Source organism: Chryseolinea lacunae (genome assembly GCF_016735595.1).
Taxonomy (GTDB): domain Bacteria; phylum Bacteroidota; class Bacteroidia; order Cytophagales; family Cyclobacteriaceae; genus Chryseolinea; species Chryseolinea lacunae.
On sequence record NZ_JAERRB010000001.1, the window covers coordinates 178,626 to 192,483 of the forward strand.

Here is a 13,858-nt window from a genome sequence, read left to right on the forward strand (position 1 = left end):
CGGGAATTCGCCCTAGATTGCACACCGAATTAATGGTTTATGTTCGAATTAGACTTCGCCTATTCAGCCCTGCTCATTGTTTGTCTCATTGCTGCCTGCTCCTTCGAATTTGTTAATGGATTTCACGACACGGCCAACGCCGTGGCGACGGTTATCTATACGAACTCGCTGAAACCGTGGGTGGCCGTGATCTGGTCGGGCTTCTGCAATTTTATAGGTGTTTTCTGGGGCGGCATTGCCGTGGCCGTGGGCATCATCAACCTGTTGCCGGTAGAGACGCTGGTGGACCAAAATATTGCCCATAGTATTTCCATGGTGATGGCGCTGTTGCTGACTGCCATTTTCTGGAACCTGCTCACGTGGTATCTGGGCATTCCCTGCTCAAGCTCACACACGCTTATCGGCTCTATTCTCGGTGTTGGCCTGGCCTATTCGCTATTGCCTGAAGCCGCAGGCGATGCTGTGAACTGGGGGAAAGCACAAGAAATCGGTGTGTCGTTGCTCATCTCGCCGCTGTTTGGTTTTTCGATGACCATCATTCTGATGTACCTCATCCGGACGTTGACCAAGAAAACATCGTATGGTGATAGTCTTTTTAAAGAGCCCAAGAAAAATCAGGCTCCTCCCCTTTGGATCCGGAGCATACTGGTGCTCACCTGCACGCTGGTGAGTTTCTTCCATGGCTCGAACGATGGGCAGAAAGGCGTTGGTCTCATCATGCTCATTCTCATTGGCGTGGTGCCTACCTATTTCGCGTTGAACGAATCGTTCACGCCCACCAACCTGCCTGCCGCGCTAACAAAAATTGAACACGTCATTTCCAGTATCGACTCCTCACACTTGTCGAAATCGGACCGCAATAAACTAGCAGAAGCCACACTCATCAACACACGCCTTCAACAACGCTTTGCCAACCTGCACGATGTTCAGGACATTCCCAAAGCCGAACGTTTTCTGGTGCGCAAAGACATTATGATTATGGACCGCGAGCTGGGCTCACTGGCAAAGAAAGAAGATGTGAAGTTGAGCGAAGCGGAAAAAAAATCGTTGAAAGACGAGTTGAAGAACGTTCGCAAAATTACAGACTACTCCCCTACCTGGGTGTTGCTCATGATTTCCCTTTCATTAGGCCTTGGCACCATGATCGGCTGGAAACGCATTGTGAAAACTGTAGGCGAAAAAATTGGTAAAGAACACCTTACCTATGCACAAGGCGCCAGCGCCGAAATTGTAGCCGCCAGCACCATCGGTATGTCGTCCTATCTGGGTCTTCCCGTGAGCACAACACACGTGTTGTCGTCGGGCATTGCCGGAAGCATGGTGGCCAACCGCGGCGTCAAAAATCTGCAGCCCGACACGGTGCGCAACATTCTCATTGCCTGGTTCCTCACGTTGCCGGTGGTGATGATTATGGCCGGCACGCTGTTCCTCTTGTTCCGCGCGATCTTCTAATCTAACGAATCGAATTGCAGCGCCATGCGCTTGACGCGATCCTCCAGTTTTTCGGAGGTGAGTTTTTCGCGTGTGCGGTCCACCATGATGGGGAACGCAAAGGGCGTGGGCTTGTCGGGATGGGTGATGATTATTTTTTGCTGGGCGATGCGCTCCAGTGCCCTTCGCAGACGTGCCTCTTCCAATTGAAAATCCATCACTTCTTCGTAGGCCTGTTGCAGCAACAGGTTGTGGGCCTCGTAGTCGTGGAAGACGTTGAAAAAAAGTTGTGATGAAGATTGCAGGTACCGGTCTTTTATGGGCTTGCCCGGATAGCCCTTGAACACAAGACCGGAGATGGCGGCGATGTCTCTGAATTTGCGTCGCGCCATTTCGGTAGAGTTTATGCTGGCCTGAATGTCTTTCAACAAATTTTCCACGCCCAGCACGTTTGTTTCGATGGCTTCGTCGATGGGAATGGGTTGGTCAGACAGCAACTCGAAGCCGTAGTCGTTCATGGCGATCGAAAAGGTGATGGGCTGAATCTGCGCGATGCGATAGGCCACCAGCGCGCCCATGCCTTCGTGCACAAACCTTCCTTCGAAAGGATACATGAGCACGTGATAGCCTTCGGTGCTTTTGAAATATTCGATGAGGAATTCGCTTTTCGACGGCAGATGTGAACGCTCCTGCTGCAAGGCAAACAATGGCCTCAGAAAAACAAGCTCGTCGTCTTTCTCCACACCCCGCACCACTTCATCGAGTTTCAGGCGAATCATTTCACTCATCTGCGACGACAACGGCATGCGCCCGCCCTGCCACGACGGCACCGCACCCGACTTCTTGCTGGACTTGCGCACCTGCGCTTCCATTTCTTTGATGCGCACCAGCTCTAGGTTGCGCCCGGCAAACCAGAACACATCGCCGGGGTTGAGACGTGAAATGAAATACTCTTCTACCGTGCCCAAATATTTTCCCGACACAAACCGGACAAACAGCGAGCTGTCGCCCACAATGGTGCCGATGGACAACCGGTGACGCATGGCAAGCGTGCGGTTTTCGATTTTATAAAGTCCTTCGTGGATGCCCACCTTTCTATACTCGTCGTAGGCCTGCAACGAGTCGCCGCCGGTGGTGATAAAGTTGAGCAGCCAGTTCCATTCATCTTCGCTCACGGAGTTGTAGCAGAATGTGGTTTTGATTTCGGCGAAGATCTGATCAGGATAAAATCCGTCGGATACCGACAGCGTGGTGAGGTATTGGATGAGCACATCGAACGACCGGATATAGGGCAGGCGGTCTTCGACAATTTTTTGTGTGATGGCTTCGCGGATCGCGGCGGCCTCCATGAGCTCGAGCGAATGTGTGGGCACAAAGTAGATGCGGCTCACCGCGCCAGGCTGGTGACCACTACGGCCGGCGCGTTGCAGAAAGCGCGCCACGCCTTTGGGACCTCCCACCTGGATGACGGTTTCCACCGGACGAAAGTCCACGCCCAGGTCAAGGCTCGAGGTGCAGACCACGGCTTTGAGTTTGCCTTCGTGCAGTTGTTCTTCCACCCAGTTGCGCAGCTCCTGGCTGATGGAACCGTGGTGCATGGCGATGAGGCCCGACAGTTCGGGAGCGGCATCGAGCATGCGGTGATACCAGATTTCGGCAAACGACCGCGTGTTGGTGAAAATGAGCGTGGTGCTGCTGCCTTTCACGATGTCGATCACTTTTTGAAGCAGCTGGATGCCGAGGTGACCGGCCCAGGGCAACGTGTCGAGTGTGTCGGGAAGAACGGACACCACTTCCACTTTTTTTTCTATGTCGGACCGCACAACGGCGTAGTCTTTTTCGTGATAATAATTTCCCAGCAACGCTTCCAGCGCCTGGTCCATGTTGCCGATGGTGGCGGAGATGCCCCACACTTTGAGGTGTGGCGAAATGGTTTTGAGGCGCGACAACGCCAGCTCCACCTGCACGCCACGTTTGGAGCCCATCAGTTCGTGCCACTCGTCGGCTACCACGGCGCGGAGGCTTTTGAAAAAATCGGGATACTCTTTCTGCGCCATCAGCAGGTGCAGGCTTTCCGGGGTGGTGATGAGCAGTTCTGGAGGTTTTTCTTTTTGGCGTGCGCGTTCCTTCAGCGAGGTGTCGCCGGAGCGCACGCCCACCTTCCAGGGCAGCCCCAGGCCTTCGATGACGCGGTTGCCCGACAGTTCTATTTCTTTTGACAGGGCGCGAATGGGCGTGATCCAAATGATCTGCAGGCCGTTGTTCTTTTTTGTTTTATAGTCAGGGTTGTCGCGGATAAATTCCAGGAGGGCGGGCATGAGCAACGAATAGGTTTTGCCGCTGCCGGTGGGCGCGTTCACCAGCCCGTGCCGGCCGTCTAAAAACGCCTGCCACGCTTCGAGTTGAAACGGAAACGCCTTCCACCCTCTGGCAGAGAACCAATCTTTTCCTATTTTTATGACGTCAGGAGCCATGAATCGCTAAAGTATGATATCCATACCTTCCAAAAAACAATTTCTGGAGAGACCTGTTATTGCAGGTAAACTAGGATAACGTCTGGACGATGGGTAAATATTCAATCAAGGAACTCGAGCAGCTTTCAGGAATAAAAGCCCATACCATCCGCATCTGGGAGAAGCGCCACAACCTCATCGCGCCTTCGCGCACCGCCACCAACATACGCTACTACTCCGATGAAGATCTGAAAAAGATCATCAACGTGTCGCTGCTCAACAACAACGGCATCAAGATCTCGAAGATCGCCGACATGACGCCCGACGCCATGAAGGAAAAGGTGTTGCAGATCAGCTCGCTTAACAACGACACCGGAGTGCACATCGATCAACTGGTGGTGGCCATGATTGATATGGAGGAGGAGCTGTTTGAGAAAATCCTGAACAACCTCATTCTTCACTATGGTTTCGAAAAAGCCATCACGGATGTGATCTATCCCTTTCTGGAAAAAATCGGCATCCTCTGGCAAACGCACAACATCACGCCGGCCCACGAACATTTTATCTCAAACCTGATCCGCCAAAAAATCATTGTGGCCATCGACGGCCTGCCGTTGCCTCCCAAGACGTCGAAAAAAATTCTGTTGTTTCTTCCCGAGGGCGAGATGCATGAGATGGGGCTTTTGTTCTATCACTTCCTCACGCGCAAGGGTGGCTACCGCACCTACTACCTGGGGCAGAATGTTCCGCACGAAGACCTTGTTTCGGTATACAAAGCGCAAACACCCGACATTCTTCTGTGCAGCATCACGTCCACTCCCGATTTGCCCATTGAAGAATATCTGAACCGCCTGGTTCACGATTTCCCGGCATGCCCCATTCTGGTGTCGGGCTACCAGGTGCAGCGCTACAAGGGCGAGAAAATTGCGAACGTGCAGACGTTTTCCACAGCGTTGGAACTGCGCCAATATATCTGAGTTACCCCACTTCCCTTCCCATTTTCATTTTCGTTCAACAGGCCTTCCCAGACCTGAATAGCCCCTCGTCCCCTGAAATCAGCCTTTCGCCCCTATAAATCAAGTTTGTTTAACATTTAATCTAAAAAATATAACAAAAAGATTGGCCAAAAGCGTCTAAAGGGTAAATTTGTTTAATATTTAACCACTAATACTTAAACATTAAAACTCACTGGATATGAAAGCTGTCGAATTCACCCACGAAATAGCTGGCTTACGCAGCACTCTTCAGACCTTTACCCGCCGGTTCACGCACGATCGCGACGAATCGCTGGATCTTGTTCAGGACACCATTCTGAAAGCCCTTATGTATCGCGACAAGTTTCGCGACAACACCAACCTGAAAGGCTGGCTGTTCACCATCATGCGCAACACGTTCATCAACAACTATAGAAAGAATCAACGCGCCAAAACTTCGAAAGACACCACCAAGGATTTATACTTTCTGAATGTGGAGGAAGAACATACCTTCAACCGTCCACAGGAGAGCATGCAATTCCGGGAGATCTGGAGCAACGTGAACAACCTGAAGGAAGAATTGCTGACGCCGTTCAAGATGCACACCACCGGCTATAAGTATCATGAAATTGCCGAGCACCTCAACATTCCTATAGGCACGGTGAAGAACAGAATTTTTCATGCGCGCAAAGAGATCCAAAAACGGCTTCACGGATATTGATTATTGACTAACTTCCCTGAAAAGGATTTATGGAGACGCGCCGCGTAGGCATTATTGGTTCGGGTTTTTCAGGGATATCGGCAGCGTGCTTTCTGGCACAAGCCGGATTTGAGGTGACCATCTTCGAGAAGAACGATGGGCCCGGAGGACGTGCACGAAAGTTTGAGGCAGCGGGATTCATGTTCGACATGGGCCCTAGCTGGTATTGGATGCCCGACGTGTTCGAAGATTTCTTCGGCCACTTCGGCAAACGTGTTGAAGACTTCTACACGCTTGAACGACTAGACCCTTCGTATCGCATTGTGTATGGTCCGGGCGACAGGCTTGACATTCCGGCAGGCATCGACAACCTCTGTGCGTTGTTTGAATCGATCGAACCCGGAAGTGCTGTGCGCTTGCAGCAATTTTTGAAAGAAGGAAAATTCAAATACGACCTTGGCATGCACGAACTGGTTCACAAACCCGGTCTTTCACTCCTGGAGTTTCTCCACAGGGATGTGATGAAAGGTGTGTTGAAGCTTCATGTGTTTGATTCTATCTCAGCCTACATAAAAAAGTTTTTCAAATCGCAGAAGCTCGTGCAGCTGCTGGAGTTTCCCGTGCTGTTTCTTGGTGCCGCACCCGAAAAGACGCCGGCATTGTATAGCCTCATGAACTATGCCGACATGGCGTTGGGCACGTGGTATCCCAAAGGCGGCATGCACAAAGTAATTGAAGGTATGGTGACGCTGGCCACTTCGCTGGGTGTGAAGTTTTCGTACAACAGCAACGTGGAGCAAGTGGAAATGAATGCCACCAAAGCCAAAGGTCTTCGGGTGAACGGTGTGTTTGAACCGCTCGACTATGTGGTGGCGGGCGCAGACTATCATCACGTTGAACAAACGTTGTTGCCGCAGTCCTTCCGTCGCTATACCGAACAATACTGGAACAAGCGTGTGATGGCACCGTCGAGCCTGATTTTTTATTTGGGTGTTGGCAAGAAAATAAATAACCTGCTGCACCACACTTTATTTTTCGACGAAGACTTCAAGCGCCATGCGGCGGAAATTTACGACACGCCACAGTGGCCCTCGGCACCGCAATTCTATGTGTCGTGTCCCTCCAAAACCGACAACACGGTGGCGCCCGAAGGTTGTGAAAATATTTTTATTCTCATTCCGGTGGCACCGGGATTGACCGACACGGAAGAAACCCGCGAACATTATTTTTCGATGGTGATGAGGCGCCTGGAGAAATTTACCGGGCAAGCCATTTCCGAACATATTGTTTTCAAACGGAGCTATGCCCATCGCGATTTCGTTCTCGACTACAATGCTTTCAAGGGCAATGCCTATGGACTTGCCAACACGCTGATGCAGACGGCTACCTTCAAACCGTCGATCATCAACAAAAACGTGAAGAACTTGTTTTATACAGGACAGCTTACAGTGCCCGGACCGGGCGTTCCTCCGGCATTAATCTCCGGCCAGGTTGTGGCCAAAGAACTTATAAAAAAACATCACGAATTCGTAAATTATAATTCATGAAGGAATTGTTTGACACGGTGTCAATTCGTTGCAGCCGCATGGCTACGCATGCCTATAGCACATCGTTTTCGTTGGGGATACGATGTCTTGAACGGGAACTTCGAAACCCGGTGTATGCAGTGTATGGCTTTGTTCGTTTTGCCGACGAAATTGTGGATACGTTTCACGACTACGACAAAGCCGAACTTCTGAAACGCTTCCGCGAAGACACCTTCCGGGCCGTGCGCGAAAAGATAAGTCTCAACCCAATTCTCAACAGCTTTCAGCATGCCGTGAACCGCTATGCCATCGAAGACGAGCTGATTGAACAATTTCTGAAAAGCATGGAGATGGATCTCTACAAAACCGTGCACAACGAAGCGACCTTCAAAGAATACATTCTTGGTTCGGCCGAAGTGGTGGGTCTCATGTGTCTGCGCATTTTCTGCAAGGGCGACAAACCTTTGTATGACCAGTTGAAGCCATTTGCCATGAGCCTGGGATCGGCGTTTCAAAAAATAAACTTTCTGCGCGACCTGCAGGCCGACTATGTGGGCATGGGTCGAACCTATTTTCCCGAGGTGTCGCTTGATCATTTTGACGACTCGTGCAAGAAGCGTATTGAAGAAGGCATCAAAAAAGACTTTGAAGCGGGTTTTCTGGGCATTAAAAAATTGCCAAGGTCGGCACGATTTGGTGTTTACGTGGCGTATGTATATTACCTTGCGCTCTTCAAGAAAATAAAAAACACACCGTCAGACATTGTTATGCGCAGCCGCATCAGCATCCCGAAAAGACACAAAGCCGGGCTCCTCGCCTATTCGTTTTTGAAACATCAACTGAACCTGCTGTGATGGAACACGTGATTTTGGTGGACGAACACGACCGTGCGCTGGGCACCATGGAAAAAATGGAAGCACACCGCAAGGGCATTCTTCACCGCGCCTTTTCGATACTGCTCTTCAATTCCAAAGGCGAAATGTTGCTGCAAAAGCGATCGAAGGCAAAGTATCACAGCGGCAGCCTGTGGACCAACACCTGCTGCAGCCATCCCCTGCCCGACGAAACCATGGCCGACGCCACACGCCGGCGCCTGAAACAGGAAATGGGCATCGACCTGCAACCCGAATTCGCCTATGCCTTCATCTATAAAGCCGCCCTCGACAAAGGGTTGATGGAGCATGAATACGATCACGTATACATCGGCACTTTCGACGGCGAACCTGCCGTGAACACCGCCGAAGTGGAGGACTGGCAATTTGTGAGCCTGCCCACCCTTCGCGAAGCTGTGAAGCATCATCCCGAAGACTATACGGCCTGGTTCAAGATCATATTGAATCACCCGGCCCTGAACGAAATCGCTGTTCCCTAAATTTTCCTTTGCGCGTCACATTGGTTATTTTGGTAGAATAAACCTCTCCTTGTGATGCGACGCATTCTTCTACTTCTTTTGCTGACGTGGCCCGGCGCTTATGTCTTTGGTCAACAAAAAGACATCGACAAAAAACTAAAGGGCTTTGACGACTTTGTGACGAAGGCGATGCACGACTGGAATGTGCAGGGCCTTTCGGTGGCGGTGGTCTACAAAAACAACGTGGTGCTGTCGAAAGGGTATGGCTTTCGCAACACAGCAGGAAAACTTCCGGTGACGTCACAAACACTCTTTGCCATCGGCTCCTGCACGAAAGCTTTTACGGCCGCGGGACTTTGCCTGCTGGAAGAAGACGGCAAGCTTGAACTCGACAATCCCGTGCGCAGCTACCTTCCGGATTTTAAACTGCAAGACGAATACGTTTCGGCCAACATGACGCCACGCGATTTGCTGTGTCACCGCTCGGGACTCCCGCGTCACGACATGTTGTGGTATGGTTCGAACTTTTCGCGTGAAGCGTTGTATGAACGCCTGCGTTACCTTGAACCGAGCAAGCCCTTTCGCACCACCTACCAATATCAGAACCTCATGTTTATGACGGCCGGCTATCTCACCGAAAAAGTGAGCCACCAGTCGTGGGAGCAGTTCACACGCGAGCGCCTCTTTGCTCCCCTCAACATGACGGCGTCAAATTTTTCGGTGAACGATTTGCAACAGGCCAAAGATTTTTCGACCGGCTATGTGGATCAAAAAGGTGTGGTGCAGCCCATGCCCTACATGAACATCGACGCCCTGGGGCCAGCCGGCTCGATAAACTCAAACGCCGACGACATGAGTCACTGGCTGCTGGCCCTCATTAACGGCGGTCAGTTTAAGGGAAAGAAAATTCTTTCGCCCAACACAATACGCCAACTTCAGACACCGGTGATGGTGGCCGCCACGCAAGTGCCGTTGCCCTATGACGAGGCCTTCTACAACCTGTATGGATTGGGATGGGTGATCACCTCCTATCGCGGCCATGTGCGCGTGGACCACGGCGGCAACATCGACGGCTTCTCAGCCTCTACCTGCTTCCTGCCCCGCGACTCTGTGGGCGTGGTGGTGCTGACCAACATGAACAGCTCCGTGCTGCCCACCATTGTGCGCAACCAGGTGATCGACCGCATGCTGGGCCTCACCCTTGTGGACTGGAACAAACGCTTCCTGGACGAACGCAACAAGAACAGGGAACTGCAGGAGTCCATAAAAAAAGAAGAAGACGACCGCCAACGTGTGACGGGCACGACGCCTTCGCATACGCTCGACAAGTATGCAGGCCACTATGAACATCCGGCCTACGGCACCGTGTCGATCGCCCTTGACAGCAACGTGCTCCGCGCCAACGTGCACGGCCTGATGACCGACCTGGAACACTATCACTACGACATCTTCCGCGCCACGGACCAGAAATATTTTGAAGGCGAAAAATTCCTGTTCACCACCGGCATGGACGGCTCCGTGGCCGAACTCCACCTGAAGCTTGAGCCGGCCGTGAAAGACATTGTGTTCAAGCGGATGCCCGACGCCGTGGCGGTTGCACCTACCACGCTGGCCTCGTATGTGGGCGACTATGACTTTGGAGGACAAGTGGCCAAAGTGTATCTGAAAGACACCACGAAGCTTTTCCTCTTTGTGCCCGGGCAGCCGGAGTATGAACTGGCGGCTATCAAACAGCATGAGTTCAAAATAAAAATTCTGGAAGGCTTTCAGGTCAAATTCGAAACCGATCCAAAAGGCCAGGTAACAGAGCTGCTGTCTATTCAACCGAATGGAACGTTCAGGGCCAAACGAAAATGATATGAACATAGTGGCCGGACCGGTGTTTAGAGAAAAAAACTATTTGTGAAGTCATCCCTACTTGCCGCGGCGCGTGCCGTTACCCCATCGGTCACATTGTTTTGGTTTCGGAGAGACCTTCGCTTGCAGGACAACGCGGGCCTTTATTACGCCCTGAAGGAAAACAAAGATGTGCTGCCCGTTTTTATTTTTGACACCACCATTCTAGACACCCTCGAAGACAAGGACGATGCACGCCTCACGTTTATTCATCAGTCCCTGGAAATTCTGAAGCAACAGCTGGAAGAGCTTGGCAGCTCGTTATTGATTCTGCATGGCGACCCGGTGGAGCTTTACAAAAAACTAAATCCCAAAGCGGTCTACACCAATCACGACTATGAACCCTACGCCCGTGCACGCGACCAGCGCGTGAAAGAAATTCTCGAAGCAAAAGACATTGCCTTCCGCACCTATAAAGACCAGGTGATTTTCGAAAAGGATGAAGTGTTGAAAGATGATGGAAAACCCTACACAATTTTCACGCCCTATAGCCGCAAGTGGAAGGCTGCAATGAAACCGTTTTACCTGAAAAGTTATCCGACAGAAAAATATACACGGCACCTTTTAAAAACCACCCCCCTCCCCTTCCCTACACTGAAAGATCTGGGCTTTGTGCCGTCGACTATTGAATTTCCCGAACGCGTGGTGAAAAAATCGATCGTGGAGAAATATGACACACAGCGCAACTTCCCCGCGATTCGCGGCACCACGCGCCTGAGTGTGCACCTGCGCTTTGGCACGGTGAGCATTCGCAAGCTGGCGGTGCTGGCGCGTCAGAAAAATGAAGTGTGGCTGAACGAACTTATCTGGCGCGATTTCTACCATATGATTCTCTGGCATTTTCCAGAGGTGGAAACCAAAGCCTTCAAGCCTGCCTATGACCGCATTGTGTGGCGAAACAATGCCGACGAGTTCGACGCGTGGTGCCACGGACAAACCGGCTACCCCATTGTGGACGCGGGCATGCGCGAACTGAACACCACCGGCTTCATGCACAACCGTGTGCGCATGGTGGTGGCAAGTTTCCTCACCAAACACCTCCTCATCGACTGGCGCTGGGGCGAAGCCTACTTTGCCAAAAAACTATTGGACTACGACATGGCCGCCAACAACGGCGGCTGGCAATGGGCCGCCGGATCGGGCTGCGACGCCGCACCATACTTTCGCGTCTTCAACCCACACCTGCAAACCGAAAAGTTTGACAAAGACATGACTTACATTCGGAAGTGGGTGCCGGAGCTTGATACCCAAGAATATCCCAAGCCCATTGTTGATCATGCGTTTGCGCGCGAACGGGTGCTGCGGGTGTATAAGGAAGCATTGGGCTGATTGCATGTTGGTGTCCCACCAACATGCAACATCTTTCAATAGAAAAACACTTCGTCAATAAACACCCATCCCTTATCACCCTTACCACTATGCCATGTCGGAAGTTTGGGCACAGGCTTGGCCACGATCTTGTAGAACGGGTAGGCTTCGGTTGAGAGCGGGATGGTGAGCGGGGCCACTTTGTTCGCATCGTAGCCCTGGGGTTGTTCCAGCTTTAGGGTGGTGATGTGTTTGATGCTTTTCTCGTCTTGGCCTGCCCACACTTCCACTTCGGCGGGAGGAAACGCATAAGCCCCAAGGTTTCGGCCATAGCTGATCACCATGCGGTGAGGCTTGTCGTTGGCGAAGGTGAAGGTGGCGCTGAATGCTCTCTCGCGATAGCCAAGCCACGACGGTTCCTTCAACACGTCGGCCAACCCCTTGCGATGGTCGGTTAGGCTTTGTGCGCCCTCGCCGGGATATTGCGGGTCAGGTGCCGTTAGCAATGTTGTGTTCGTTGGCTTGATGCCCTCCACGAACACGGTGGTTTCGTAGAGTTCGCTGCAATACCACGTGTCTTTGCAGGCGCGTGCTTTGATGACGAAGGTTTCTGTGGCGTCGAGTGGTTCTTTGTAGAGGATGCCGCTCACGCTGTCGGGACTTGTGCCATCGAGAGCGTAGCGAATGGTGACGCCGGGCATGGTGTGTTTTAGCACCACTTTTTCATCGCGTTTTGTTACGCCATCGTTTTCCAACGCGGGTTTGCTGAGGCGCAGAATGGAGTTGTCGTGAAAGGAATTCCGGACAAACACGATGGCCGGATGCGCCTTCGCCATGTCGGCAACTTCAGCCTCTGTTATCGGCGTGTTCCAGACGTATACTTCTTTTAGTGCGGGAGCAGCAAGCGCGGGCTCCAGATCTTTGGCGTGTATGTTCGTGCCCGACAGCGAGAGCAGCTTCAGTTTTTTCAAATCCTTAAGCGCTGCTAACGTCTTGCCTTCGAGTGCCGAGAAATTCAGATTCAGTCGCTCCAGGTTTTTAAACGTGGCCAGCAGTGAAACTTCTTTATCGGTCACGGGCATGCGCGACAAATTCACGACCACCAGCTGATCGGCCACGGTTTTTAATTCTTCAAGACTTTTCACTTCGTAGGCTTTCTTCACAAAGAAGTCGGCTTGCAACGCGGGGCTGCCCTGATATAATGGAAAGACAGAACGGAACGGCGTGTTCATTTTCGCGACCACGTCTTCCGATGCGGCTTTGAATGTGTATTCGGTTTTTACTTCACTTGTTGTCTGCGCAGGTGTGAACGCGGCCGCGATAAATTTCACGGAGTCGGTCGGTTTGTAGTCGGCCACTTTCATGTCGAAGCTGGCGCCGGTTTTTATCCAGGCTTTCAGCAACGCAATTTCGGGTGTGGTCAGTTGTGGTTTTCCGTCGGGGGGCATGTGTTCGTCGGCACTCAGCGGCAGGTAGAGCGCTTTTATCATCCGGCTTTCGTCAGGGTTTCCGGCAATCCATGCTTCGCCGTTTTTTCCGCCGGCTTTAAATTTATCGGCCGACGTCATGATGAGTCCCCCTTTTGCTTTTGAATCGTTGTGACACGAGAAGCATTTTTTTTCCAGCACCGGTTCAACGGCAAAGTGATAGAACGATGCATTGTCGGCTGTTAAAGGTTCCTTGTTGGTGGAGGTTACGGGGGCCATCACAAAGTTTTCGCCATGGGTGAGTACCGATCCGGTGTGCCCTGCGGCAAGCATAAAAAAAACGGCCGCTGCACCGGCTCCAAAAAACACGGCCTTCTGTTTTTGCCAGTCATAGAACAGCGCCATGAAATAGCAAAGAAAACTAAACACCACGCCACTCACCTTATGTTGCGTGAGCACCGTGCTGCCATAGTCGCCTTGCAGGCTAAGAAAGAAACCAAAGAGCGCGGTGAACGATGCCGACAGCGACGTGACCACAAGACCAATTCTGATGACCGTTGTGAGCGAGAGCGATGCCGTGGTGTCGAGTGTTCGTTGCACCAGCATCAGCAACACCATAAACAACAGGATGCCTATGGGAATGTGCAGCACCATAGGGTGCATGCGACCGGCCACCTGTAGCCAGGGCGGCAGTTGCACTTTTGATTCAACCAGTAGCAAAAAGACTAAAAGAATCTGGATACAAAAAATTGTATGCAGGGCAATGCGCAAGAGTTTCTCCATGTGTCGGGT

The 13,858-nt window shown here is 51.8% G+C and carries 10 protein-coding genes; 8 read left to right on the forward strand and 2 right to left on the reverse strand.

Features of this window, described 5'->3' with window-relative positions; all coding sequences use genetic code 11:
• The first annotated feature begins 39 nt into the window (after positions 1-39).
• Entirely contained in the window at positions 40-1,452 is a 1,413-nt protein-coding gene (locus JI741_RS00660; protein WP_202006673.1) for an inorganic phosphate transporter, read from the forward strand.
• Here the strand turns inward: JI741_RS00660 and JI741_RS00665 are convergent.
• Positions 1,449-3,905, reverse strand: coding sequence for a ligase-associated DNA damage response DEXH box helicase (locus JI741_RS00665; RefSeq protein ID WP_202006674.1), 2,457 nt, complete (start codon positions 3,903-3,905; stop codon positions 1,449-1,451). The two genes, JI741_RS00660 and JI741_RS00665, sit on opposite strands and share 4 nt — an antisense overlap.
• A gap of 89 nt (positions 3,906-3,994) precedes the next feature.
• Here JI741_RS00665 and JI741_RS00670 point away from each other — a divergent pair, with 89 nt between their 5' ends.
• The 7 genes from JI741_RS00670 to JI741_RS00700 all read left to right on the forward strand — a co-directional run bounded on the left by JI741_RS00670 (position 3,995) and on the right by JI741_RS00700 (position 11,660).
• Positions 3,995-4,861: a MerR family transcriptional regulator gene (locus JI741_RS00670; RefSeq protein ID WP_202006675.1), complete on the forward strand. Its 867-nt coding sequence runs from the start codon at positions 3,995-3,997 to the stop codon at positions 4,859-4,861.
• A gap of 217 nt (positions 4,862-5,078) precedes the next feature.
• Positions 5,079-5,579, forward strand: a complete 501-nt coding sequence (locus tag JI741_RS00675; RefSeq protein ID WP_202006676.1) for an RNA polymerase sigma factor — start codon at positions 5,079-5,081, stop codon at positions 5,577-5,579.
• Positions 5,580-5,608: 29 nt separating this feature from the next.
• Complete coding sequence (gene crtID, locus JI741_RS00680; RefSeq protein ID WP_202006677.1) at positions 5,609-7,105, forward strand: bifunctional phytoene desaturase/3,4-desaturase; 1,497 nt, start codon at positions 5,609-5,611, stop codon at positions 7,103-7,105.
• Complete coding sequence (locus JI741_RS00685; RefSeq protein ID WP_202006678.1) at positions 7,102-7,938, forward strand: phytoene/squalene synthase family protein; 837 nt, start codon at positions 7,102-7,104, stop codon at positions 7,936-7,938. The genes crtID and JI741_RS00685 overlap by 4 nt, the downstream gene beginning before the upstream one ends.
• Positions 7,938-8,456, forward strand: a complete 519-nt coding sequence (gene idi, locus JI741_RS00690) for an isopentenyl-diphosphate Delta-isomerase (RefSeq protein ID WP_202006679.1) — start codon at positions 7,938-7,940, stop codon at positions 8,454-8,456. The genes JI741_RS00685 and idi overlap by 1 nt, the downstream gene beginning before the upstream one ends.
• A 54-nt stretch (positions 8,457-8,510) precedes the next feature.
• The gene (locus JI741_RS00695; RefSeq protein ID WP_202006680.1) at positions 8,511-10,292 is read left to right on the forward strand and encodes a serine hydrolase; all 1,782 of its coding nucleotides are present in this window, start codon (positions 8,511-8,513) and stop codon (positions 10,290-10,292) included.
• A 45-nt stretch (positions 10,293-10,337) separates the two neighbouring features.
• Positions 10,338-11,660 carry a cryptochrome/photolyase family protein gene (locus JI741_RS00700; RefSeq protein ID WP_202006681.1) on the forward strand — a complete coding sequence of 441 codons (1,323 nt, stop codon included), beginning with the start codon at positions 10,338-10,340 and terminating at the stop codon, positions 11,658-11,660.
• A gap of 35 nt (positions 11,661-11,695) precedes the next feature.
• Here JI741_RS00700 and JI741_RS00705 read toward each other — a convergent pair whose 3' ends face one another.
• Positions 11,696-13,849 carry a c-type cytochrome domain-containing protein gene (locus JI741_RS00705; RefSeq protein WP_202006682.1) on the reverse strand — a complete coding sequence of 718 codons (2,154 nt, stop codon included), beginning with the start codon at positions 13,847-13,849 and terminating at the stop codon, positions 11,696-11,698.
• Positions 13,850-13,858 lie beyond the last annotated feature (9 nt).

Excerpts from the sequence above, each read along its gene's own strand:
- JI741_RS00660 (WP_202006673.1), top strand. The coding sequence starts at position 40 with ATGTTCGAATTAGACTTCGCCTATTCAGCCCTGCTCATTGTTTGTCTC.
- JI741_RS00665 (WP_202006674.1), bottom strand. The coding sequence starts at position 3,905 with ATGGCTCCTGACGTCATAAAAATAGGAAAAGATTGGTTCTCTGCCAGA.
- JI741_RS00670 (WP_202006675.1), top strand. The coding sequence starts at position 3,995 with ATGGGTAAATATTCAATCAAGGAACTCGAGCAGCTTTCAGGAATAAAA.
- JI741_RS00675 (WP_202006676.1), top strand. The coding sequence starts at position 5,079 with ATGAAAGCTGTCGAATTCACCCACGAAATAGCTGGCTTACGCAGCACT.
- crtID (WP_202006677.1), top strand. The coding sequence starts at position 5,609 with ATGGAGACGCGCCGCGTAGGCATTATTGGTTCGGGTTTTTCAGGGATA.
- JI741_RS00685 (WP_202006678.1), top strand. The coding sequence starts at position 7,102 with ATGAAGGAATTGTTTGACACGGTGTCAATTCGTTGCAGCCGCATGGCT.
- idi (WP_202006679.1), top strand. The coding sequence starts at position 7,938 with ATGGAACACGTGATTTTGGTGGACGAACACGACCGTGCGCTGGGCACC.
- JI741_RS00695 (WP_202006680.1), top strand. The coding sequence starts at position 8,511 with ATGCGACGCATTCTTCTACTTCTTTTGCTGACGTGGCCCGGCGCTTAT.
- JI741_RS00705 (WP_202006682.1), bottom strand. The coding sequence starts at position 13,849 with ATGGAGAAACTCTTGCGCATTGCCCTGCATACAATTTTTTGTATCCAG.